This window comes from Staphylococcus sp. EG-SA-15 (genome assembly GCF_017151895.1).
In the GTDB taxonomy this organism is placed as follows: domain Bacteria; phylum Bacillota; class Bacilli; order Staphylococcales; family Staphylococcaceae; genus Staphylococcus; species Staphylococcus aureus.
Window position 1 is genome coordinate 49,173 of record NZ_JACVZN010000008.1, and the last position, 22,467, is coordinate 71,639.

The 22,467-nt window shown below is 31.6% G+C and carries 18 protein-coding genes and 1 other RNA gene; 3 read left to right on the plus strand and 16 right to left on the minus strand.

Annotated elements, in window-relative coordinates; translation table 11 throughout:
* Nucleotides 1-17 precede the first annotated feature (17 nt).
* A complete protein-coding gene (locus IDG64_RS05785; protein ID WP_000608512.1) occupies nt 18-3,458 on the minus strand; it encodes a dynamin family protein in 3,441 nt (1,146 codons plus the stop codon).
* A 303-nt stretch (nt 3,459-3,761) separates the two neighbouring features.
* Here IDG64_RS05785 and IDG64_RS05790 point away from each other — a divergent pair, with 303 nt between their 5' ends.
* Complete coding sequence (locus IDG64_RS05790; RefSeq protein ID WP_000798984.1) at nt 3,762-5,102, plus strand: PepSY-associated TM helix domain-containing protein; 1,341 nt, start codon at nt 3,762-3,764, stop codon at nt 5,100-5,102.
* A 205-nt stretch (nt 5,103-5,307) separates the two neighbouring features.
* On the opposite strand, the gene IDG64_RS05795 is transcribed toward IDG64_RS05790, so the two are convergent.
* The 7 genes from IDG64_RS05795 to IDG64_RS15520 form a co-directional block, all read right to left on the minus strand.
* The gene (locus tag IDG64_RS05795; RefSeq protein WP_000516793.1) at nt 5,308-5,640 is read right to left on the minus strand and encodes a DUF4889 domain-containing protein; all 333 of its coding nucleotides are present in this window, start codon (nt 5,638-5,640) and stop codon (nt 5,308-5,310) included.
* A gap of 83 nt (nt 5,641-5,723) precedes the next feature.
* Nucleotides 5,724-6,869, minus strand: coding sequence for a THUMP domain-containing class I SAM-dependent RNA methyltransferase (locus tag IDG64_RS05800; RefSeq protein ID WP_000487150.1), 1,146 nt, complete (start codon nt 6,867-6,869; stop codon nt 5,724-5,726).
* A gap of 208 nt (nt 6,870-7,077) precedes the next feature.
* Nucleotides 7,078-7,457: RNase P RNA component class B (gene rnpB / locus IDG64_RS05805), an RNA gene on the minus strand.
* A 62-nt stretch (nt 7,458-7,519) separates the two neighbouring features.
* On the minus strand, nt 7,520-7,864 hold the full coding sequence (gene gpsB, locus IDG64_RS05810) for a cell division regulator GpsB (RefSeq protein WP_001286320.1): 345 nt from the start codon (nt 7,862-7,864) through the stop codon (nt 7,520-7,522).
* Nucleotides 7,865-7,877: 13 nt separating this feature from the next.
* The gene (locus tag IDG64_RS05815; RefSeq protein WP_000241308.1) at nt 7,878-8,441 is read right to left on the minus strand and encodes an SLOG family protein; all 564 of its coding nucleotides are present in this window, start codon (nt 8,439-8,441) and stop codon (nt 7,878-7,880) included.
* Complete coding sequence (locus IDG64_RS05820) at nt 8,434-8,784, minus strand: YppE family protein (RefSeq protein ID WP_001000805.1); 351 nt, start codon at nt 8,782-8,784, stop codon at nt 8,434-8,436. The genes IDG64_RS05815 and IDG64_RS05820 overlap by 8 nt, the downstream gene beginning before the upstream one ends.
* 54 nt (nt 8,785-8,838) lie before the next feature.
* Entirely contained in the window at nt 8,839-9,018 is a 180-nt protein-coding gene (locus tag IDG64_RS15520) for a hypothetical protein (protein ID WP_001788819.1), read from the minus strand.
* Nucleotides 9,019-9,323: 305 nt separating this feature from the next.
* Here IDG64_RS15520 and recU point away from each other — a divergent pair, with 305 nt between their 5' ends.
* A complete protein-coding gene (gene recU / locus IDG64_RS05830) occupies nt 9,324-9,950 on the plus strand; it encodes a Holliday junction resolvase RecU (protein WP_001108889.1) in 627 nt (208 codons plus the stop codon).
* Complete coding sequence (locus IDG64_RS05835; RefSeq protein ID WP_000138351.1) at nt 9,947-12,130, plus strand: transglycosylase domain-containing protein; 2,184 nt, start codon at nt 9,947-9,949, stop codon at nt 12,128-12,130. The genes recU and IDG64_RS05835 overlap by 4 nt, the downstream gene beginning before the upstream one ends.
* 564 nt (nt 12,131-12,694) lie before the next feature.
* Here the strand turns inward: IDG64_RS05835 and IDG64_RS05840 are convergent.
* The 8 genes from IDG64_RS05840 to bshA form a co-directional block, all read right to left on the minus strand.
* Complete coding sequence (locus IDG64_RS05840; RefSeq protein WP_000182026.1) at nt 12,695-13,036, minus strand: YpoC family protein; 342 nt, start codon at nt 13,034-13,036, stop codon at nt 12,695-12,697.
* 4 nt (nt 13,037-13,040) lie between these two features.
* Nucleotides 13,041-13,700: an endonuclease III gene (nth, locus tag IDG64_RS05845; RefSeq protein ID WP_000253765.1), complete on the minus strand. Its 660-nt coding sequence runs from the start codon at nt 13,698-13,700 to the stop codon at nt 13,041-13,043.
* Entirely contained in the window at nt 13,690-14,376 is a 687-nt protein-coding gene (locus IDG64_RS05850) for a DnaD domain-containing protein (RefSeq protein WP_000362218.1), read from the minus strand. Before IDG64_RS05850 ends, nth begins: the two co-directional genes overlap by 11 nt.
* Nucleotides 14,377-14,703: 327 nt before the next feature.
* Nucleotides 14,704-15,996, minus strand: a complete 1,293-nt coding sequence (gene asnS / locus IDG64_RS05855) for an asparagine--tRNA ligase (protein WP_000858789.1) — start codon at nt 15,994-15,996, stop codon at nt 14,704-14,706.
* A 321-nt stretch (nt 15,997-16,317) separates the two neighbouring features.
* Nucleotides 16,318-19,011, minus strand: a complete 2,694-nt coding sequence (locus IDG64_RS05860; RefSeq protein WP_000525078.1) for an ATP-dependent DNA helicase DinG — start codon at nt 19,009-19,011, stop codon at nt 16,318-16,320.
* A 23-nt stretch (nt 19,012-19,034) separates the two neighbouring features.
* On the minus strand, nt 19,035-20,006 hold the full coding sequence (locus tag IDG64_RS05865) for a biotin--[acetyl-CoA-carboxylase] ligase (RefSeq protein ID WP_000049918.1): 972 nt from the start codon (nt 20,004-20,006) through the stop codon (nt 19,035-19,037).
* Nucleotides 19,993-21,195: a CCA tRNA nucleotidyltransferase gene (locus tag IDG64_RS05870; RefSeq protein ID WP_000361557.1), complete on the minus strand. Its 1,203-nt coding sequence runs from the start codon at nt 21,193-21,195 to the stop codon at nt 19,993-19,995. Before IDG64_RS05870 ends, IDG64_RS05865 begins: the two co-directional genes overlap by 14 nt.
* Nucleotides 21,196-21,199: 4 nt before the next feature.
* Nucleotides 21,200-22,342, minus strand: a complete 1,143-nt coding sequence (gene bshA, locus IDG64_RS05875; protein ID WP_000690027.1) for an N-acetyl-alpha-D-glucosaminyl L-malate synthase BshA — start codon at nt 22,340-22,342, stop codon at nt 21,200-21,202.
* Nucleotides 22,343-22,467: the final 125 nt, after the last annotated feature.

The following is a 22,467-nucleotide window of genomic DNA, read 5'->3' on the forward strand; positions in this document are numbered from 1 at the left end:
AAAACGTTCCTTCTTTCTTAATATAAAATAGTTTTCAGTTGTTGATGTTTATCTTTCAATTGATTGATAAGTGTTGTATCTAAATCAAATGCTAATAAATCGTTTATTTGCGTTTGAATATTAGCTTCAAAACTTTCAAATTGCGATTCAGCTTCTACAGCCATTTGCTTAACATATAATTCAAGTTGTTGCCTCAATAATCCCATTTGTGGTTGTAATAATCCTAACGTACTTTGACAAATTGATTCATGTATATCTCTTTGCCCATTTGGATTCAAAATTTTACGTTTTGTTAATTGTTTAGGCAATGCATTTAGCATATCATTGAAATCGATGTGCAATAATGGTTGCTCTATATTAGCTGATTCAAAGTTAAACTGAGGATTAACAATGACATGTAAATCTGCTAATTGTTGAACGATTGGTGCAATTTGCTCAGTGAGTTGCTTATTAAAGTATTTTTTTATACGTTCTGTAATTAAAGATTGCTCTAAAAACAATCGTTGATGAATTTGATCTAAGTATACTTTCGTAGACACTTTCTTTTCTTCATTAAAATCACTATTTTGCGTCATTTGAGAATTAAACACTGATTTAACATCGTCAAGTAGTTGTAATTTTAAACGTGCATTTAAATGATAAACTTGTTCTTCAACTTCGTTGTCTGTATGTTGTAACGTCGCATCAATTAATTGATGTTGTAAACGCTGTTTATCTTTATAGACTGTTAACCTTTGTTGGCGACGTGAAATATCAGCTTTATTTGTTTCAAATTCTGTAATCATCTCTACATAAGAACGATCCATTTGTTTAAGCTGATGAATCATTTGTTGTTCTAAAATTGATTTAGATTCAACATCAACAAATTGTTGTATGCTTTGTTTTAATTGATCAATGCCCTTATCTTCAGCTTGTAATGCATTTCGACTTGATACAGCAAAAATGTCTGATTGTAAGTGTACTTGTCTTAATGCATCTGATACATATGTTTCAACCGCTTCAAGATCATCTTGACTTTCTGCTAAATCAGCAGCATTAATTACCATTTTAAATGCTTGGTTTTCATTCAACTGGTTCATATCTTTCATGTGTTCTATAAACGCCTTGTCATTATCAGTAAATGAATGATTAAAATAACTTACATACAATATTAAGTCTGAAGAAGTTAAAATTTGCTCGGTTTCATTTGTATGCCTTTGGTTATTTGAGTGTAGCCCTAATGAATCAACAATTATTTTACCTTTTAACCAATCATGCATTAATGCAATGTGTACTGTTTTAACAAATGTTGCGTATTCATCTTCTGCACTCCACTTTTTCAATTCTTGTTGATTAATGGCATGTTTTTCACCATTTTCCAACATATTGACATACAAATTATAATGTTTTTCAACTGCATGTACAAAAGCGAGTTGATTTTTATTTAAATGTGATTTTAACTTTTCTAAATCTGAATTAATAAAGTCTTCTATAGTTGAAAAAGACATATCTTGGTATTCAACTACTGCATTAATTTCATCTAATAATTGCGATTGTGATTTTAGCGTTATATAACTCTCGTCTCCATAAGATATTTCTGTAGTAGCTGCTGTAGTAGGATTTGGAGAACTGACTAAAATCTGCTCGCCTAATAATGCATTTATCAAACTACTTTTACCAGCACTAAATGTTCCAAATACACCTATTTTTATTAATTTATTATCTATACGTGTTAATGTTTCGTGGATATCTTGCTTTGTACGCTTGAACAAAGGCACATCCGAAATTATATCAAGCGCTTTTTGAATATCTATAGACATATTTGTTGTAGCTGTATTTTGATTTAGCTGCTGATTATCACGATTATCCTGAGTATTATCAGTAGCCACTTGATATGTTGTCTCTTGTCGACCTATTAATTTATCTAGAGATTCATCTAAATGAATATAGTAGTGACGATAATTCTTAGTCGTCAATGACTGACGCAGCTCATTTAATTCTGTATAACGTTGATATTCTTTTAAATCATCACTTTCTTCTGTTGGTAATTCATCTGCCTGCACATTTTCTATTATTTCTTTAAAAATTGGTGTTGATTGTTGTTCAACATATTTCTTAATGGCTTTAACCACTTCGTCTGAAAATGTAAGTACATAAGTATTGCTGATTGATGTTTGTGGTTGATATAAATCTTCAATCATTTCCGGCTTAACGTCATAATGCTGATTTAATACTTTATCTGAAGCTTCTTTTTTATTGATAAAACGCGTTACAAATGACATATCTTCTCGCATTGGTTGACGAATTTGTTGATTAACATGTTCTTGTAACGCATCTGTCGCTGTTAATAATCGCTGTTGTTGAATTTGTAGCTTTTTCTTCTTTTTATTAAAAAACCCACCAACATTAAAGTCTTGAGACATACTTTCCAAATAACTTCGTAACATTTCTCTCATATTATGCGGCATAATGTATGCATTTTCTAAAATATTTTTACGCTTATTCTTTAAAAATGCCATTAATTCATCTGGATTATTTAAAAGTTGTGCCTCTTCACTAATTGCTTGATGTTGTTGACTATTTAAAAATGCTTGTTCAAACTCCGCTTCTTCGATACCTAAATCTTCTAGTACTTCCTGAATTTCAGACTGAATGTAATCTAGCTGAGCTTCGGTAATGTATTCAACCGTTCTTGATGTATAATCCTCTATTGTCTCTCTATGTTGATCTAATGAAATTAGATAACTTGATAATACTTCAAGTTCATTTTCAGGGTGATCAAATTTAGATACATAAAAGGTGCGTTCTAATTTAATGCCCCAATCTGCAATTGATTTTTCAACTCGTGATTTAAACGTAGAGAATGACAATTCATCGTCTTGATGCTTGTCAATTTGATTAATGATAAACACAACAGGTATTCCAACATCATTTATATGCTTCATAAACTTAAAGTTAAGTTCAGATTGAACGTGGTTATAGTCAACCGTATAAAATATCATATTACTTGTATACATATATTGTTCTGTTATTGACTGATGTGATGCAACATTTGAATCAACACCTGGTGTATCTTGCAACGTAAACCCATTTTCAAATTTAGCTGATTGAAAATTAATTTCTACAGATTCAACGTCGACATTTTGGCGATTCATTTCCCTTACTTCATCATAATTAGATAATTTGGCATACGTTTGATTCGGCAAATTAGCAATAATATCGTGATTGTCTGAAACTGACACAATAGCAGTATTACTTGTCGTTGGTACAGGTGAACTTGGTAAGATATCTTGTTCAATTAATAAATTTATCAGTGTCGATTTACCTGCAGAAAAATGTCCAACGAACGAACATGTATATTGCTGCAAATATACTTTCTTAATTACTTGGTTAATTGTATGTAAAAGTGCTTCATTTCGCGACTTTTCAACTTCTTTTTTTAATTTATATAAAAGATCTAATTGTTCTTTATTAATCATGTTACTTTCCCCTTTGGTTCGTTCACATAGAAATGCTTGCTTGTTAAAACGAATTCATACAATATCGATGTCCATTTAAACATAGATCGTTAAATGGCTCGCATTGTATTATGTTTAAATTTTATCATAGCTGCTTGATAAAACATACGAATAATCAATTTTCTTCAAACATTCCAACTTAAAAGTTCATATTTCTAAAAATCACAAATCATCGTTAAATTTTTCTAGAAAATAAATATTGTCACAGTTTGTTCACACACGTCACAGAATTGACACCGTATAATAGCCAATTGGGAGGGAAATATGAAAAATACATTTAATCCATTACAAAGATTACATTTCTATGCAGCAATATTTATTGCTCCACTGTTAATCACTTTAACCATTTCGGGCATTGGTTACTTGTTCTTTCCAGAAGTTGAAAATAATATTTATAAGAATGAGTTTTTTGGTGACAGTGATGTAAAAACGCATCAAACATTAAATGATGCAGTACATCAAGTTGAACAACAATATGAAGGATTCTTTGTAAGTAAAGTTAGCATACTTGATGAACCATATAACAAACGAATTACACTGAGTGATATGGCAGGAAATCAACGTTACGTCTTTCTAGATCATAACAATCAATTTGTTGCAGATCAAAATGCGAAACATACGTATTCTAATGTGATGCGAAGTATACATAGTTCTTTGTTTACTGAAAATACTATTATTAATTATTTAGTAGAGTTAACCGCATGTTGGACGATATTCATGATTTTATCTGGTACTTATTTACTCATTAAGAAGCATTTAATTTCTAACAAAGGTAAGGCACTTCGTTGGCAAAAGTGGCACGCAATGATTGGAGTTATCATTGCAATTCCAGTATTTGTATTAGTTTTAACTGGATTGCCATGGTCTGGTTTTATGGGCAGTAAAATTGCCGGTATGATGGACACAAACGGTGACCTTGGTCAAGGTGAATTAGCGATTAATCCACCTAAATCAGATTTGAACGAATTACCTTGGGCTACACGTAAAAATAAACAGCCAGCTTCATCCGAAAAAGGTTCAAGTGGTCATCATGGTAATGCAGCAATGCCTCAAACCAAATTAGATTATCAAATATCTATTGATAAGGTCGTTGTACAAGCGCAAAAAGCTGGTATTAAAAAGCCGTTTTCAATCGTATATCCAAGTGATAAAAATGGTACCTTTATTGTATCTAATACTAGTAATTCAGGTGTTACTGGGCTAGATGTATCACCTTACAAGGAACAAACACTTTATTTCGACCAATATAGCGGTAAAAAGCTAGGTACGATTAAATATGATGACTACGGTATTATTGCTAAATGGTTTACATGGGGCATTCCGCTTCACGAAGGTCATTTATTCGGCATTTTAAATAAAATCATTAATTTATTTGTATGTATCGCTTTATTAGTAGCCATTGGCATGGGGTTTGTCTCTTGGATAAAGCGTACAAAAAATACTGCAGTAAAAGTACCACATCGCGTAAAAAAACCAGCATCTATATCACTCATAATATGTTTAATTGTATTAGGATTATTAATGCCATTATTTGGATTATCACTTATCCTTGTATTTATAATTGAATTAATATTATATATTAAAGATCGTCGTGCTAAACAATAATGCACTTAAAGTTTTGAACTGACGAAATTTACAAAATGATTCTCGTCTCTCTAATTACTTAAAACGGGTTCTATAATAAATCGTACTGATGGAAAGTTTTTACTTTTTATCTGTCCGATTTTTTGAATTTGAAGATAAAAAAGCATCTAAAACGCATAAGAAGATAACTCTACTTCTTCAAAATTACGTTATAGATGCTTTTTTATTAATTCATATGCATGTCGTGAATTTTCATCATTAAACCGTGTGGGACGTCATCATGTTTAACAATCTCTTGTTTATAAAATGTCTTCCCATCATCTTTAGAAACTAATTTTACAAAGTCTCCTTTTTTCGGTTTAAAATCATTTGATGGTTCTACTTTGATATTATGTTTGACTAATCCATCTTTTTCACTGACAACTTTTTCTGCATTTGTTTTACTATTCATATAACCAAAATAAGTCGTTTTTTGACTAGAAAAAATCATTAAACATACAACGGCAATACCAATAACAATCAATGCAATAGATAAACCTAGACCCATTTTTTTACCCATTTATAGACTCCTCCATTTTTCAAAAATACCTATTATCATGAGAACTTAATTATTACTAATTTTAGTCACGCATTAGAAACACTTTAGTTTTCAATAGTTTTACGTTCTGTCTTTTTACCCCAGTATTGATAATAAGTACATTCTATATATCCATTAAATAACTTACGTCGCTTCGTTGCTTTACGATCTACTAAATATTCAAATTCTTTATTACTTGTTAAAATGTATGTAGATAAAAATGGATGTTGTTTCATTAGTTTACCAATATAACGGTACATTTCTTCAACTTCTTCACGATCACCAATACGTTCACCATATGGAGGATTTCCAATTAACGCCACCGGTTCTTCTGTATCAATTGTTAATGTATTGACATCTTTTACACTAAATTTAATAATATCAGACAACCCAACTTCTTCAGCGTTACGCTTAGCAATCTCTACCATTTCTGGATCGATATCAGAAGCATATACTTCGATTTCTTTATCATAATCAGCCATCTTATCCGCTTCATCACGGTAATCATCATAAATATTTGCTGGCATGATGTTCCATTGCTCTGATACGAACTCGCGATTAAAACCAGGTGCGATATTTTGAGCAATTAAACAAGCTTCTATAGCTATTGTACCCGAACCGCAAAATGGATCAATTAAAGGTGTATCACCTTTCCAGTTTGCAAGACGGATTAAACTTGCTGCCAACGTTTCTTTAATTGGTGCTTCACCTTGTGCTAATCTATATCCACGTCTGTTCAAACCAGAACCTGATGTATCGATAGTCAATAATACATTATCTTTTAAAATGGCAACTTCAACGGGGTATTTCGCACCTGATTCATTTAACCAACCTTTTTCGTTATATGCGCGACGTAATCGTTCAACAATAGCTTTCTTAGTTATCGCCTGACAATCTGGCACACTATGTAGTGTTGATTTAACGCTTCTACCTTGAACTGGGAAGTTACCCTCTTTATCAATTATAGATTCCCAAGGGAGCGCTTTGGTTTGTTCGAATAATTCGTCAAACGTTGTTGCGTTAAAACGTCCAACAACAATTTTGATTCGGTCTGCTGTGCGCAACCATAAATTTGCCTTTACAATTGCACTTGCGTCTCCTTCAAAAAATATACGACCATTTTCAACATTTGTTTCATAGCCTAATTCTTGAATTTCCCTAGCAACAACAGCTTCTAATCCCATTGGACAAACTGCAAGTAATTGAAACATATATGATTCTCCTTTTATACAGGTATTTTATTCTTAGCTTGTGTTTTTTATACATTTCCAACAAATTTAATCGCTGATACATTAACGCATTCGCTTATTATTTTAAAACAAGGCAGTGTCATTATATCAAGACAAGGCGTTAATTTTAAGTGTTCTTTTCATGAAAAAAGCTCTCCATCATCTAGGAGAGCTAAACTAGTAGTGATATTTCTATAAGCCATGTTCTGTTCCATCGTACTCATCACGTGCACTAGTCACACTGGTACTCAGGTGATAACCATCTGTCTACACCACTTCATTTCGCGAAGTGTGTCTCGTTTATACGTTGAATTCCGTTAAACAAGTGCTCCTACCAAATTTGGATTGCTCACTCGAGGGGTTTACCGCGTTCCACCTTTTATATTTCTATAAAAGCTACGTCACTGTGGCACTTTCAAATTACTCTATCCATATCGAAAGACTTAGGATATTTCATTGCCGTCAAATTAATGCCTTGATTTATTGTTTCATCAAGCACGAACACTACAATCATCTCAGACTGTGTGAGCATGGACTTTCCTCTATATAATATAGCGATTACCCAAAATATCACTTTTAAAATTATAACATAGTCATTATTAGTAAGACAGTTAAACTTTTGTATTTAGTAATTATTTACCAAATACAGCTTTTTCTAAGTTTGAAATACGTTTTAAAATATCTACATTATTTGAAGATGTATTTGTTGTTGTATTATTCGAAGAAAAACTTTTATTGTCCTGAGGTCTTGATGTTGCTACACGTAGTCTTAATTCTTCTAATTCTTTTTTAAGTTTATGATTCTCTTCTGATAATTTTACAACTTCATTATTCATATCGGCCATTTTTTGATAATCAGCAATAATGTCATCTAAAAATGCATCTACTTCTTCTCTTCTATAGCCACGAGCCATCGTTTTTTCAAAATCTTTTTCATAAATATCTTTTGCTGATAATTTCAATGAAACATCTGACATTTTTTCCACCTCATTAGAAACTTTGATCTTCAGACCACTGTAAGTCATTGATGAATGCTGTTAATTCATCGAACGTCACAATATCACAAGTATAGTTTGTTTTATCCATAAAATCAACTAACATCTGCTTGAAGAACTTAGGACTTGCCTCTTGTTCCTCATCATAAATGAGCAATGTTTGATCCGAATGTTCAAGCATAAATTGATCTGCTTGTTTAAATTGAAAAGGACCCTGATACGACGTATGAAAAATACTATCAACATAATCTGCATGCTTAATTATGTTGGCATACTTACTTTGATTATGTTCATTCCACTTTTCTGTATGTCCTTGGAACGGTGTAATTACAGCAAACTTTAACGAATCATATGTTCGTTGTAATTCAATAACAACTTCTGCAGTCCATAATTCTATACCCATTTGCCCTTGTATTAACACCCATTCTAATCCTTCATCCAACAGTTGTTCAATTTTATGTTTTATAAATTGTTTTAAATAATGTACTTCAGGTGCGTCATCTTTAAAAATGTTTAATTCGAATGATTTGTAACCTGTTACATAAACTGTTTTAACCATGAGTACCCTCTTTTGTTACGCCATCTAATATATTTTGTAAATCATATTGAACACTTTTAAGCTTTTCTATAAATAACTTTCGACTTGTTCGCTTAAAATGACATTCGACAGAAAGTTGTTCAATGTTAGCAATCAGTAGCTCAAATTTCCTTGAATTCATATAAGGTACTTCTATAATAAATTCACGATGTAATTTGATCTCATTGAGCATGCTATCAATATGTTCAGTATATGGCTTTACAGTTTGGTAAAAATCATGATCTTGTTGTTGTGATTTCACATTTTCAAAATTTTGTTGCATGTTGTTAACTTCATAAATTAGTGATTCGACTACATCATTCATGAGGACGCCTCCTACATTTTTTAATTTATCACAATATACTGTATTCGTCATGTTTTAACACTCTATATAATTTGATTTAACTATTTTTTCAAATGTGTTATCTGTTAAATCAAGTAAATCTAAAAACTTCCTATATAAATACAAAATTTTATCGTGTATGTTGTTATACGATGAAAATACTTTTAATCTAATAAAATCATTTAAATCAAATACACCTCTGCTGATTAACAACACATACTTGTACTTGCCTCAAAAATAAAAATTACTGATCATGATTTGACTTTTATAACAAAATTCAAAAATATTGTAATGAGTATTCATTTTTATAAGCAAAACTTTTCAATTAATTAAAATTGTGTGTAAAATTCCAACATTAACGGTAAATGTATTATAATATTATTGTGTTAATGCTGAAATCACGTTAAAATAAGCTTTGGTGTATTGTGTCTTTCGCATTTATACTAATTTAAGTTTGGTGTTTCACTATAATGTTGTGTATAATAAACAACGTTTACTACCAAACTTGTGTGGTGAAATTTATGAATTATCCAAATGGTAAACCATATCGTAAAAATAGTGCTATAGACGGAGGGAAAAAGACCGCTGCCTTTAGTAATATTGAGTATGGTGGACGTGGTATGTCACTTGAAAAAGATATCGAACATTCAAATACGTTTTATCTTAAAAGCGACATTGCAGTTATTCACAAAAAGCCTACGCCAGTACAAATAGTTAATGTCAACTATCCTAAGCGGAGTAAAGCTGTGATTAACGAAGCTTATTTTCGTACACCTTCAACAACTGATTACAACGGCGTTTATCAAGGTTATTATATTGATTTTGAAGCAAAGGAAACTAAAAACAAGACGTCCTTTCCTTTAAATAATATTCATGACCATCAAGTCGAACATATGAAAAATGCATATCAACAAAAAGGTATTGTGTTTTTAATGATTCGTTTTAAAACGCTAGATGAAGTTTATCTTTTACCCTATTCAAAATTCGAAGTATTTTGGAAGAGATATAAAGATAATATTAAAAAGTCTATAACAGTTGATGAAATACGAAAAAATGGTTACCATATTCCTTATCAGTATCAACCAAGATTAGACTATCTAAAAGCAGTTGATAAGTTGATATTAGATGAAAGTGAGGACCGCGTATGACGGAAAACAAAGGATCTTCTCAGCCTAAGAAAAACGGTAATAATGGTGGGAAATCCAACTCAAAAAAGAATAGAAATGTGAAGAGAACGATTATTAAGATTATTGGCTTCATGATTATTGCATTTTTCGTTGTTCTTTTACTAGGTATCTTATTGTTTGCTTATTATGCTTGGAAAGCACCTGCTTTTACCGAAGCTAAATTACAAGATCCGATTCCTGCAAAGATATATGACAAGAACGGAGAACTTGTTAAAACATTAGATAATGGCCAAAGACATGAGCATGTAAATTTAAAAGACGTGCCGAAATCAATGAAAGACGCAGTACTTGCAACTGAAGACAATCGTTTCTACGAACATGGCGCACTTGATTATAAACGTTTATTCGGTGCAATTGGTAAGAACTTGACTGGTGGATTTGGTTCTGAAGGTGCCTCAACATTAACACAACAAGTTGTTAAAGATGCATTTTTATCACAACATAAATCTATTGGACGTAAAGCTCAAGAAGCATACTTATCATATCGTTTAGAACAAGAGTATAGTAAAGATGATATCTTCCAAGTATATCTAAACAAAATTTACTATTCTGATGGCGTAACAGGTATTAAAGCTGCTGCTAAGTATTACTTTAATAAAGATTTAAAAGATTTAAACTTAGCGGAAGAAGCTTATTTAGCCGGTTTACCTCAGGTTCCAAACAACTATAATATTTATGATCATCCAAAAGCTGCTGAAGATCGTAAAAACACTGTTTTATACTTAATGCATTATCATAAACGCATTACAGATAAACAGTGGGAAGATGCTAAGAAAATCGATTTAAAAGCGAACTTAGTAAATCGTACTCCTGAAGAACGTCAAAACATTGATACAAATCAAGATTCTGAGTATAATTCATACGTTAACTTTGTGAAATCTGAATTAATGAATAATAAAGCATTCAAAGATGAAAATTTAGGTAATGTATTACAAAGTGGTATTAAAATTTATACAAACATGGATAAAGATGTTCAAAAAACATTACAAAATGATGTTGATAATGGTAGCTTCTACAAGAATAAAGACCAACAAGTTGGTGCAACGATTCTTGATAGTAAAACTGGTGGTTTAGTTGCTATATCTGGTGGACGTGATTTCAAAGACGTCGTTAACAGAAACCAAGCAACAGATCCTCACCCTACTGGTTCATCTTTAAAACCTTTCTTAGCGTATGGACCTGCCATTGAAAATATGAAATGGGCAACAAACCATGCGATTCAAGATGAATCTTCATATCAAGTTGACGGTTCTACATTTAGAAACTATGATACGAAGAGTCACGGTACTGTATCTATTTATGATGCTTTACGACAAAGTTTCAATATCCCAGCTTTAAAAGCTTGGCAATCAGTTAAGCAAAATGCTGGTAATGATGCACCTAAGAAATTCGCTGCCAAACTTGGCTTAAACTACGAAGGCGATATTGGTCCATCTGAAGTACTTGGTGGTTCTGCTTCAGAATTCTCACCAACACAATTAGCATCAGCATTTGCTGCAATCGCTAACGGTGGTACTTATAACAACGCGCATTCAATTCAAAAAGTAGTTACTCGTGATGGTGAAACAATCGAATACGATCATACTAGCCATAAAGCGATGAGTGATTACACTGCATACATGTTAGCTGAGATGCTAAAAGGTACATTTAAACCATATGGTTCTGCATATGGCCATGGTGTATCTGGAGTAAATATGGGTGCTAAGACAGGTACTGGTACTTACGGTGCTGAAACTTATTCACAATATAATTTACCTGATAATGCAGCGAAAGACGTGTGGATTAACGGCTTTACACCTCAATACACTATGTCAGTGTGGATGGGCTTCAGTAAAGTTAAACAATATGGTGAAAACTCATTTGTGGGACATAGCCAACAAGAATATCCACAGTTCTTATATGAAAATGTGATGTCAAAAATTTCATCTAGAGATGGCGAAGACTTTAAACGTCCTAGCTCAGTAAGTGGTAGTATCCCATCAATCAATGTTTCTGGTAGTCAAGATAACAACACTACAAATCGTAGTACACACGGTGGTAGTGACACATCAGCAAACAGCAGTGGTACTGCACAATCAAATAACAATACTAGATCTCAACAATCTAGAAACAGCGGTGGATTAACAGGTATATTCAACTAATCCACTCAACATAAAATCCTCAGTTATACCATATTTATGGTGTAGCTGAGGATTTTTTTAGGTTCTTCATCTTTTATGGTGGGAAGGTAAAACTTCCTGCTTTTTTTATAAGTATTCATACGCTATTGCTATATTAGTAGAAACCGTAAAATCAGTCATTCACATACATTTTGAAACATCTAAATAGTTTTTCATATTCACATCTTTAGCTATGTAAAATTATTGAATTTGAATAAGTGGTTGTTCCCATTTTAAAATTATGATTATATTTTCTCATAGTCATCTTAGACGCTGTTTTAAATTGATATGTTTATCAATTCCCTGTGTACGTTAATCAGCGAAATATCAAGATGTTTGCAACATTTTTTCACAATCATAGATATAAGAAATCCACCTACGATTCGAAATAGATATCTTAAAGCATATCTCAAGATATCCATTATGATGTAGATGGACAGTTTTTATATTAAGACATTGTAATGACACGACACCTAACATAAATACAAATATGTGTGCATGAATTAGTTTTACATATTTTCAACATTAGGAAATGATCAATCTTGTCTATACCTGCTTATTCTTTAACCTTGTTTGATAACTAGCATTCATTTTAATCAATTCAGTTTTAAAGGTCTTCATTTGTCGATAGCCCATAAAATGATATTTACGTTCAATCATATAATCATATCTTTCTTTAAAATTCATTGGCACAACAGGATATTGATTTAATTTATCAAAATCAATATTGCCAGTTATGTCATTAACCTGCTTAAAATAATCAATAATTTTACTATGGTATTCATCCAAGTAGGGCTTTGCTTCACTAGAACCTAATGTCTTATTTTTGGCAAATACATCAATCTCTTGTTCTAAATTATCAAATACCTCTTTTGTAATATTTGTCATGTTATCACGCTTCTTTCAAACTAGCTTTATAACGTTTTTGTCCTTCTCTACAATCTTCTAATAGTGGACAAATATCGCATTTAGGTTTTCGGGCTAAACAGTGGTATCTTCCAAAGAAAATGAGTTGATGATGGCTCCTATTCCATCTATCTCTAGGTATGACAGAACATAAACGGTCTTCTACCTGTCTCACATTATCTTTCCAACGATTAATACCTAAGCGTTTAGAAACACGTTCTACATGCGTATCAACAGCTAATGAAGGTTCATCAAATGCTACACTCATGACTACATTAGCAGTTTTACGTCCTACACCTGCTAAACTTTCTAATTCCTTATGTGTTTGTGGTATTTCTCCATTAAATTGATCAATCAAAGATTGACAAAGTTTCTTAATATTCTTAGCTTTGTTACGATACAGACCGATAGAACGAATATCATTCATAAGTTCTTCATCACTGACTGCCAAATAATCTTCAGGCGTTTTGTATTTTTTAAACAGCTCAGTTGTTACTCTATTTACTAGAACGTCTGTACATTGCGCTGACAATAATACAGCAATAGTTAATTCGAACGGATTATCATGTTTTAATTCACATTCTGCATCCGGAAACATATTTGCTATAACATCAATCATTTCTAATGCTTTTTTCTTACTTACCATCAAGGTTCTCCCCGTTTAACCAATCAAATTTAGGTACCGTTTTAACTGTGTGCGTCATTTTCGGTTTATTAAATTTTTCTCTTATTTTTCTAGAATCGTCAATTGTTTTGACATTGTTTTTCTTCCAATTAAGTAAAATACGATCCATATATTTAAAGCTAAGTTTATTCAAACTATTCGCCTCGTCTAATGCCGCTTGTATAATTGCACTATCGTGTTTATCAACATCAATCCATTGATTTAACGTTTCTATTTCATATGGAGATAACGGCCTTGCAAATGTATCCTCTAAAACTCTAAATAATTGTTTAAATTTTTCTTTACTATTTTGCTCTTTCGTTTCCATACTTTGTTGCTTCAATATATGACTTAATTTTTCGAAAAAAGGATCTAGATTCATATATTCGGTAAATCTACCTTCTTCATCTTTTTGAACTTGTAATTCTAGCAATTCACGTTGTATCAAATTTTGAATAACCATTGTAATATCGCGTGGTTGCATAGTTGAGCCCTTCTGAAGTAATTCAATTGAAGGCTGTTTATTTGATGTTTCGGAAGCATAAATCAATTTAAGCAAAATGACTAAATCTTGCTCATCTAAACCTAAGTCACTGTAATGGTCTAATAATTCTCTTCGTATCACTACAGGTCTTGCTTTTAATTGATATTTATCCATGTTCGTGCCCCCTTTTAAATTTAACCATTACTTAATAGTATAAATCATTTTCTTTAATTTTCGACTAAAATGCTTAATATATTTAACTAGTAGCAAACAAATTTTAAATAACAGTATTTTTTAACACTAGATTTTAACAATGAACTTTATTTATAATCAGATGAACTATTTATTTTCCAAATATAGTTACTAAACAAAAGTTTTTTCATGATTAATATAAGCCGTTATCAATCTTCATTTTCCAAGCATAAATCGCCCAGCTATTAATATAGGCTGGACGATTCTTTTTATTATCATAATATATATTTTAAGTAACGACCCTAAAACTTATGGATATAAACGGTTTAATAATCTTGGGAATGGCGCTGTTTCACGAACGTGTTCAACACCAGAAATCCATGCTACTGTACGCTCTAAACCTAGACCAAATCCACAGTGTGGCACACTACCATAACGACGTAAGTCTAAGTAGTAACTATAAGCTTCTTCGTCTAATCCATGTTCTTTAACGCGTTGTTCTAACAATTCTAAGTCATCCACACGTTCAGATCCACCAATAATTTCACCGTATCCTTCAGGTGCAATTAAGTCTGCACATAATACAGTTTCTTCATTTTCAGGATTTGGTTGCATATAGAAAGGCTTAATTTTAGTTGGATAATTAGTAATAAACACCGGTAAATCATAATGATTAGCAATGGCTGTTTCATGTGGCGCACCAAAATCTTCGCCCCATTCAATATCATCAAAGCCTTCTGCTTTTAAGAATTCAATTGCATCATCATATGAAATTCTAGGGAATGGTGTCGCAACTTTTTCAAGTTTTGATGTATCACGCTCTAAAATTTTCAACTCTAGTTTACAATTTTCTAAAACTGATTTTACAACATGTGTTACATATTGTTCTTGAATTTCTAAACTTTCAGCATGATTTGTGAAAGCCATTTCTCCTTCAATCATCCAGAACTCGATCAAGTGTCTACGTGTTTTTGATTTTTCAGCTCTGAAAGTTGGACCAAATGAAAATACTTTTCCGTGTGCCATTGCTGCAGCTTCTAAGTATAACTGACCACTTTGAGATAAAAACGCATCTTGATCAAAGTATTTAGTATGGAATAATTCACTTGTACCTTCTGGCGCACTTGCTGTCAAAATTGGTGGATCAACCTTTGTAAATCCATCTTTGTTGAAAAATTCATACGTTGCACGAATAACTTCATTTCTAATTTTCATTACAGCATGTTGTTTTTTAGAACGTAACCATAAATGACGGTGATCCATTAAGAATTCTGTACCATGATTTTTAGGTGTAATCGGATAGTCATGCGCTTCTGAAATAACTTCAATTGATTTCACTTGCATTTCGTATCCTAAGTCAGAACGATTATCTTCTGTAATTGTGCCTGTAACGTATAGAGATGATTCTTGAGTAATTTCTTTCGCAAGTTTGAATACCTCTTCATCAACTTCTGATTTAACTACTACGCCTTGCATAAAGCCTGTTCCATCACGTAATTGTAAAAAGGCGATTTTACCACTTGAACGTTTATTTGTTAGCCAAGCACCAATTGTAACGTCTTGGTTTAAATGATCTTTCGCTTGTTTAATCGTTGTTTTCATAACCATTCTCCTATTTATTTTTTCGTTATACAATACTCATTCATTTTAACAAAATCCGCTTTCAAGTTCTAGAACTAGACTAAAAGATAACGTGTAAATGGTAATGATTTAAGCACAGATTTGAACATTAATTTATATTAAGACAATATAATCATCAGTTTCAGACAAAATATATAATAAAGCCTCAATATTATTTGTATGAAGGTCGTTTTTTGTGCTAACATTCAAGTTTAATTATAAAACTCAAATTTTGACGACCAAACAAAAATTCTTGTAACAGAACATAGCACATGTCATGTCACAAGAATTTTACTTTGTATTTCACTTTTTCTTTTTTTGAATTTGTCTTAATAATTTTCCAAACTGTTGAATGTCGCCTTTTTTCTGACGATAATTTTCAAGTGTTTGTTCAAAAAAGTTTTTATAATTACTGTTTATGAGTCGATCATCAAATGAAACTATTATGCCGCGATCATTTTCATTTCTAATTAATCTTCCAAGTCCTTGTCTAAAACGTGTAACTGCATCAGGTAATACATATTCCTTGAAAGTTGAAGTGAATTCAGAATCCATAAGCCAATATTTTGCATTATGCTTGTTCATAAACGGTAACTTCGCTATCATCACACATTTAATACCATTTGCTTGAAAATCAAAACCTTCAAAAAATGTTGACGTACCAAGCAGTATGGCCTTATCAAAATTATTAAACTGTTGTACTATTTTATAATTTTGGTTCTGCTGTTGTGTTAATACAACATAATCTTCAAATTCTGGCAATTCATTTAGCATATCTTGTACCATATGCATCATTTTATAACTCGTAAATAAGACTAAACATTTTGATGACGTTATAGTCGTATATTCAATAATATAGCTTACAATCGATGCTACATACTCATCTATATTTTTATATTGATAAGATGCTACATCACTCGGTATAAATACACTTGTATTTTTTGCACTTTGTAACGACGTGTTAACTTCAAATGTATTAAAGTGAACATCTTTGTTGAATAACTGTTTAAAAGCTTCAAACGAATGATTAAATTTTAAAGTACCAGATATAAAAATGAGTGATTTAAATTTTTCCAATACTTGTTTCGTTAATACATCTTTTACAGCGTAATCTTTCACATATAAACGTATTGTTGATTTTTGAGATAAATTTTTAATCGAAATGAAACTAGTATGTCCAGCTTTTAAACTTTGTTCGATATTTTTAAATTTATCTTTTAAATACAACAACTGTTTCCGTAATGATTTAACTGTTTTATGACTAATGCCATTGAATATTTCTAGCGTTTTATTTAACTTATCGATAATCGCATGTAAATCCTTCAAAATGTCTTTTGTTTCAAAAGTAAATACATTATGGAAGCGATGAATATCATCATCATAAACATCAGAATCATTGATAATCGTAAATATCGTTGAGAACAATTGCTCATTTAACTCATGAATCTCATTCATACTAGCCTTCAAGCCAAAAATATCAATTGGTGCAATATCTAATTTTTCCAAAATTCGCTGCTTTTCCAGTTGATCAATTGCCTTTAACAATTTTTCATTTTCGTTTTTACCAATCAAACCAAGCTGATATTTAATATCAGCATAACTCAACTCATTTGTCACTTGATTTAAGGCATAGTCTGGTAAGCGATGTGCTTCATCCACTATACAATCATCAAACAATTGATATATTGAATTTTCAACATCAGAATGAATTAAATGTGCATGATTTGTAATACCAATTTGAATGTTCTGTGCATTTCGCTTAATAAAATTATAATAATGAACATCGTGACGTGCCGGTACATATGTTTCAATTTTCTGGTCAAAATACATCTTTTGACCACCTTTTAAATTTAATTCCTGTATATCTCCGGACGGCGTCTCTGTAATCCAAATCAGCAATTGCATTTTCAAGATATTCACTTCGTAATTACTTGTGTCATCTTTTAAAATTTGACTAATAAGCCCCAATGAAATGTAATCACTTTTACTTTTAATCAATAGTGCATTAATTTTAAAATTTAACGCTTCATTCATTGCTGGAATATCTTTTTCTAACAATTGACTTTGCAGTAATTTGGTATTGGTAGAAATCATAACATGCTTTCCAGTTTCAATATTATACATCAAGGCCGCAAGTAAATATGCTAACGATTTACCACTGCCTAGTGATGCTTCAATCATTGCTTTTTCACTATGCATGAGCTGATCTAATATAGTTTCCGCTAAATATAATTGCTGCGGTCGATATGTTAAGCCAAGTTGATCTACAGCTTTGCTATATAAAGACTTCAAGCTGCCATTATAATTTGTTGTCGGCTTTTTAAAATCAACTTGCTTACGATAGATAATCTGTTCGAACTTTTCGTACGATTTATCCAATGGCTTTGCATCATATTGCCTAACCATCTCAAAGAAAATATCATACAAATCGTATTTCAACTGTTTACTTAAATAATATAATTGCTTCAAAGTATCTAACGGTAACTTTTCAAATTTTTCAAAAGCTAATATCATCAATTTAGCAGTAGTAGCGGCATCTTCGTCAGCTCGATGGGCATTTGCTAAGGTAATACCATGTGCCTCTGCTAATTCACTTAATTGATAGCTTTTATCTGTAGGAAAAGCTATTTTAAAGATTTCTAGTGTATCTATAACTTTTTTGGGACGATATTGAATATTACAATCTTTAAATGCCTTTTTAATAAAATTTAAATCAAAATCTACATTATGAGCGACAAAAATGCAATCTTTTATCTTATCGTAGATTTCTTGTGCAACTTGATTAAAATATGGCGCTTGTTGTAGCATATTTTCTTCAATGGATGTTAACGCTTGAATGAACGGCGGAATCTCTAAATTTGTTCTAATCATAGAATGATATGTATCAATAATTTGGTTATTGCGCACAAACGTTATACCAATTTGAATGATATCGTCAAAATCTAATTGGTTGCCTGTTGTTTCCAAATCCACAACGGCATAGGTTGCCATACCCATAGCTATCTCTCCTTGCTTTAGTGTTAAAAATCTATATCTGCACTAATTAAACGGTGTGATTCACCCGCTTCATCTCTAACAATTAAATAGCCATCGTAATCTAAATCAATTGCTTGTCCTTTAAACTGTTTATCATTTTCTGTAAATAGCAACGTTCTATTCCAAATATTAGAAGCTGCAATATATTCTTCACGAATTTCAGAAAAAGGTAACGTTAAAAATTGATTATATCTTTTTTCAATTTCTTGAAGTAATATCTCTAAAAATTGATATCTATCTAATTTATTTTTATCATGTAATTGTATACTTGTTGCTCTATGTCTAATACTTTCATCAAAGTTTTCTAGTTGTTGCGTCAAATTAATACCTATACCACATATTATTGCTTCTATACCATCATTATTAGCAACCATTTCAGTTAAGAAACCACACACTTTACCATTATCAATATATATATCATTCGGCCATTTCACTTTGACTTCATCTTGACTAAAATGTTGAATCGCATCTCTTATCCCTAATGCAATAAATAAATTAAATTTAGATATCATTGAGAATGCAACGTTAGGTCTTAACACGACAGACATCCAAAGTCCTTGCCCTTTTGAAGAACTCCAATGTCTATTAAATCGCCCACGACCTTTCGTTTGTTCATCACTCAAGATAAAAAATGAAGATTGATTTCCAACAAGTGACTTTTTCGCAGCAAGTTGTGTAGAATCTATTGAATCGTATACTTCACTAAAATCAAACAAAGCAGAACTTTTTGTATATTGGTCTATTATACCCTGATACCAAATATCTGGGAGTTGTTGTAATAAATGCCCTTTATGATTTACTGAATCAATTTTACATCCCTCTAACTTTAATTGGTCAATCACCTTTTTTACTGCAGTGCGTGAAATATTAAGTGATTCCGCAATGCTTTGTCCAGATATATAATTCGGTTTATTTTTATAGAGTAATTGAAGTACATCTTGACTATATTTTGACATGATTATCCACCCATTTCAAAATTTCAGTTTCTTCGTTGCTTACTTTACCTGTTACAATCGCTATCTCAATTTGTCTTAGCACATCTTTTAACCACGGACCACTTTTGGCATTTAAATGTGCCATAAGTACACCACCATTAACCATCATGTCTTTTCTATTATGCATAGGTAATCGATGTAATGTTTCATCAATCGTTTGAAGGTTAACGATTAATGGTTCATGTCCTTGAATATCATTTGCCTTTAACACGTCTGCTGCAACCATTACATTTTTAATGAGATTCGTATCATAATCATAAACAAACATTTTTAATTGTTCTTTTGTAATAATACTTGGTAATGCATTCATAATTTGAATATATTGATTGATATCTTTTACTTGTCGATTACTTAGCTTTAAAGGCTTCAATGAGTAATTAATATCAAATTTAACTGATGCTATAGCAATCAACAATTCTAAATCAATTGCTTCAGTCACATTAATTTGATTCATATCAAGATGTTCGAAATATGGCATATAATTAAATGCTTTCAGCGATTTTAAATGATTAAAACTCTTTTCAACATTAATACCTCGCATTAATTTAGTTAGTTCAATCACTATACGCTCAATTGATAAAAATTTAATATCTGCCATTTGTGTACGCATCGCTTCGAATGTTTCCGTTGCAATATCAAATGATAATTGTGACTGGAATCTTAAACATCGAATCATACGTAAAGCATCTTCTTGGAATCGTTCCTCAGCTATACCTACAGTTCTTATTATTCGATTATTAATATCTTGTTGACCATCAAAATAATCATACAATTTGTATGCTGTATCCATTGCTATCGCATTCATCGTGAAATCTCTTCGTTGCAAATCTTCGTATAAATCACGAACAAATGTAACACCACTTGGTCTACGGTGATCGACATAATCTTCTTCAGCCCGGAATGTTGTCACTTCATAATTTTCATCATTAAAAACTACATTTATAGTGCCATGTTCTTTACCTACAGGTATCGTATGACTAAAGATGGATTCTATTTCATCTGGCGTTGCACTTGTTGTGATATCTATATCATGAATATTTCTTCCCATGACATAATCTCTGACAGAGCCACCTACATAATATGCTTCAAAACCAGTGTCTTGAATTTGTTCTAATATAGGCCTTGCCTGTTCAAATAATGATTTATCCATATTATTACTCGCCTTTACTTTTGTTATGCTCATTTAGCATTTTTTGATAATAATACTCATATTGATCTGTAATGAGTTCTGATCCAAAACGTTCAGCAATATCTGCTAGCATGTTTTTCTGAAGTTTGTTGTATAACACCTTATCTTCAAGTAATCGGATAGCATAGTCACTCGCTGAATCACAATCACCCACATCTACGACAAATCCAGTTTCACCATGTTTAATAACCTCTTTAATTCCACCGGCATTTGAACCAATTGGAACGACGCCTGTTTTCATAGCCTCAAGTAAAGTTAGTCCAAAGCTTTCTTTTTCACTTAATAATAATACTAAGTCAGATAATTGGTAAAATTCACTTACGCAATCTTGTTTCCCTAAAAATAAAACATCCTCTTCTACGTTTAACTCTTTCGTCAATTGACGCATTGGCACTAATTCAGGACCATCTCCAAGTAAAATTAATTTACTAGGTATCTTTTCACGTACTTTTGCAAATGTTTCTATAATAGTATCTATGCGTTTTACTTGTCTAAAATTCGATACATGTATTAACACTTTTTCATCTGGTGCTATACCAAATTGTGATTTTAGTGCTGTGTTATGTTTAGTTGGAAACTCATTTTCACGTACAAAATTATAAATCGGTATAATTTCTTTGTTAGTTTCGATAATTTCATGTGTTTCTTGCGCTAAAGATTTACTCACACTTGTCACAATATCACTTTTTTCAATGCCAAATTTAATTGCACCTTGGAGTGAATGATCATAGCCCAAAACAGTAATATCAGTACCGTGTAGCGTTGTCATAATTTTTATATCTTTACCTGACATCTCACGAGCTAAAATCCCACAAATTGCATGAGGTACAGCATAGTGCATATGCAACAAATCAAGATCATATTCTTTAATAACTTCAGCGATTTTAGTACTTAACGTAATATCATACGGTGGATACTGAAATACTGCATATTGATTCACTTCAACTTGATGAAAAATCATATTCGGTAATGGTTTTCTTATTCTAAACGGGATATTTGAAGTGATAAAATGTACTTCGTGACCTCGCTCTGCTAATTTAATTCCTAATTCTGTGGCAATAATTCCAGAACCACCCATGGACGGGTAACATGTTATACCTATCTTCATTCGCTTGCCCATCCTTTCTTTCTATTTCTCTCTATTATTCTCGATGCGTAGATAATTGTTTAAATTTAAGTTTATAGTAATGTTGAGTTTATAATTTCATATATCTAAAAACAGGTGTTGTATAT

Excerpts from the sequence above, each read along its gene's own strand:
- IDG64_RS05800 (WP_000487150.1), bottom strand. The coding sequence starts at position 6,869 with ATGTTTCAATTACTTGCAGTTTGTCCAATGGGATTAGAAGCTGTTGTT.
- IDG64_RS05840 (WP_000182026.1), bottom strand. The coding sequence starts at position 13,036 with ATGACAAATATTACAAAAGAGGTATTTGATAATTTAGAACAAGAGATT.
- nth (WP_000253765.1), bottom strand. The coding sequence starts at position 13,700 with ATGGTAAGTAAGAAAAAAGCATTAGAAATGATTGATGTTATAGCAAAT.
- IDG64_RS05795 (WP_000516793.1), bottom strand. The coding sequence starts at position 5,640 with ATGGGTAAAAAAATGGGTCTAGGTTTATCTATTGCATTGATTGTTATT.
- IDG64_RS05865 (WP_000049918.1), bottom strand. The coding sequence starts at position 20,006 with ATGTCAAAATATAGTCAAGATGTACTTCAATTACTCTATAAAAATAAA.
- recU (WP_001108889.1), top strand. The coding sequence starts at position 9,324 with ATGAATTATCCAAATGGTAAACCATATCGTAAAAATAGTGCTATAGAC.
- IDG64_RS05835 (WP_000138351.1), top strand. The coding sequence starts at position 9,947 with ATGACGGAAAACAAAGGATCTTCTCAGCCTAAGAAAAACGGTAATAAT.
- IDG64_RS05785 (WP_000608512.1), bottom strand. The coding sequence starts at position 3,458 with ATGATTAATAAAGAACAATTAGATCTTTTATATAAATTAAAAAAAGAA.
- gpsB (WP_001286320.1), bottom strand. The coding sequence starts at position 7,864 with ATGTCAGATGTTTCATTGAAATTATCAGCAAAAGATATTTATGAAAAA.
- IDG64_RS05850 (WP_000362218.1), bottom strand. The coding sequence starts at position 14,376 with ATGGATAAATATCAATTAAAAGCAAGACCTGTAGTGATACGAAGAGAA.
- IDG64_RS05820 (WP_001000805.1), bottom strand. The coding sequence starts at position 8,784 with ATGAATGATGTAGTCGAATCACTAATTTATGAAGTTAACAACATGCAA.
- IDG64_RS05870 (WP_000361557.1), bottom strand. The coding sequence starts at position 21,195 with ATGGATAAATCATTATTTGAACAGGCAAGGCCTATATTAGAACAAATT.
- bshA (WP_000690027.1), bottom strand. The coding sequence starts at position 22,342 with ATGAAGATAGGTATAACATGTTACCCGTCCATGGGTGGTTCTGGAATT.
- IDG64_RS05790 (WP_000798984.1), top strand. The coding sequence starts at position 3,762 with ATGAAAAATACATTTAATCCATTACAAAGATTACATTTCTATGCAGCA.
- IDG64_RS05815 (WP_000241308.1), bottom strand. The coding sequence starts at position 8,441 with ATGGTTAAAACAGTTTATGTAACAGGTTACAAATCATTCGAATTAAAC.
- IDG64_RS05860 (WP_000525078.1), bottom strand. The coding sequence starts at position 19,011 with ATGGGTATGGCAACCTATGCCGTTGTGGATTTGGAAACAACAGGCAAC.
- asnS (WP_000858789.1), bottom strand. The coding sequence starts at position 15,996 with ATGAAAACAACGATTAAACAAGCGAAAGATCATTTAAACCAAGACGTT.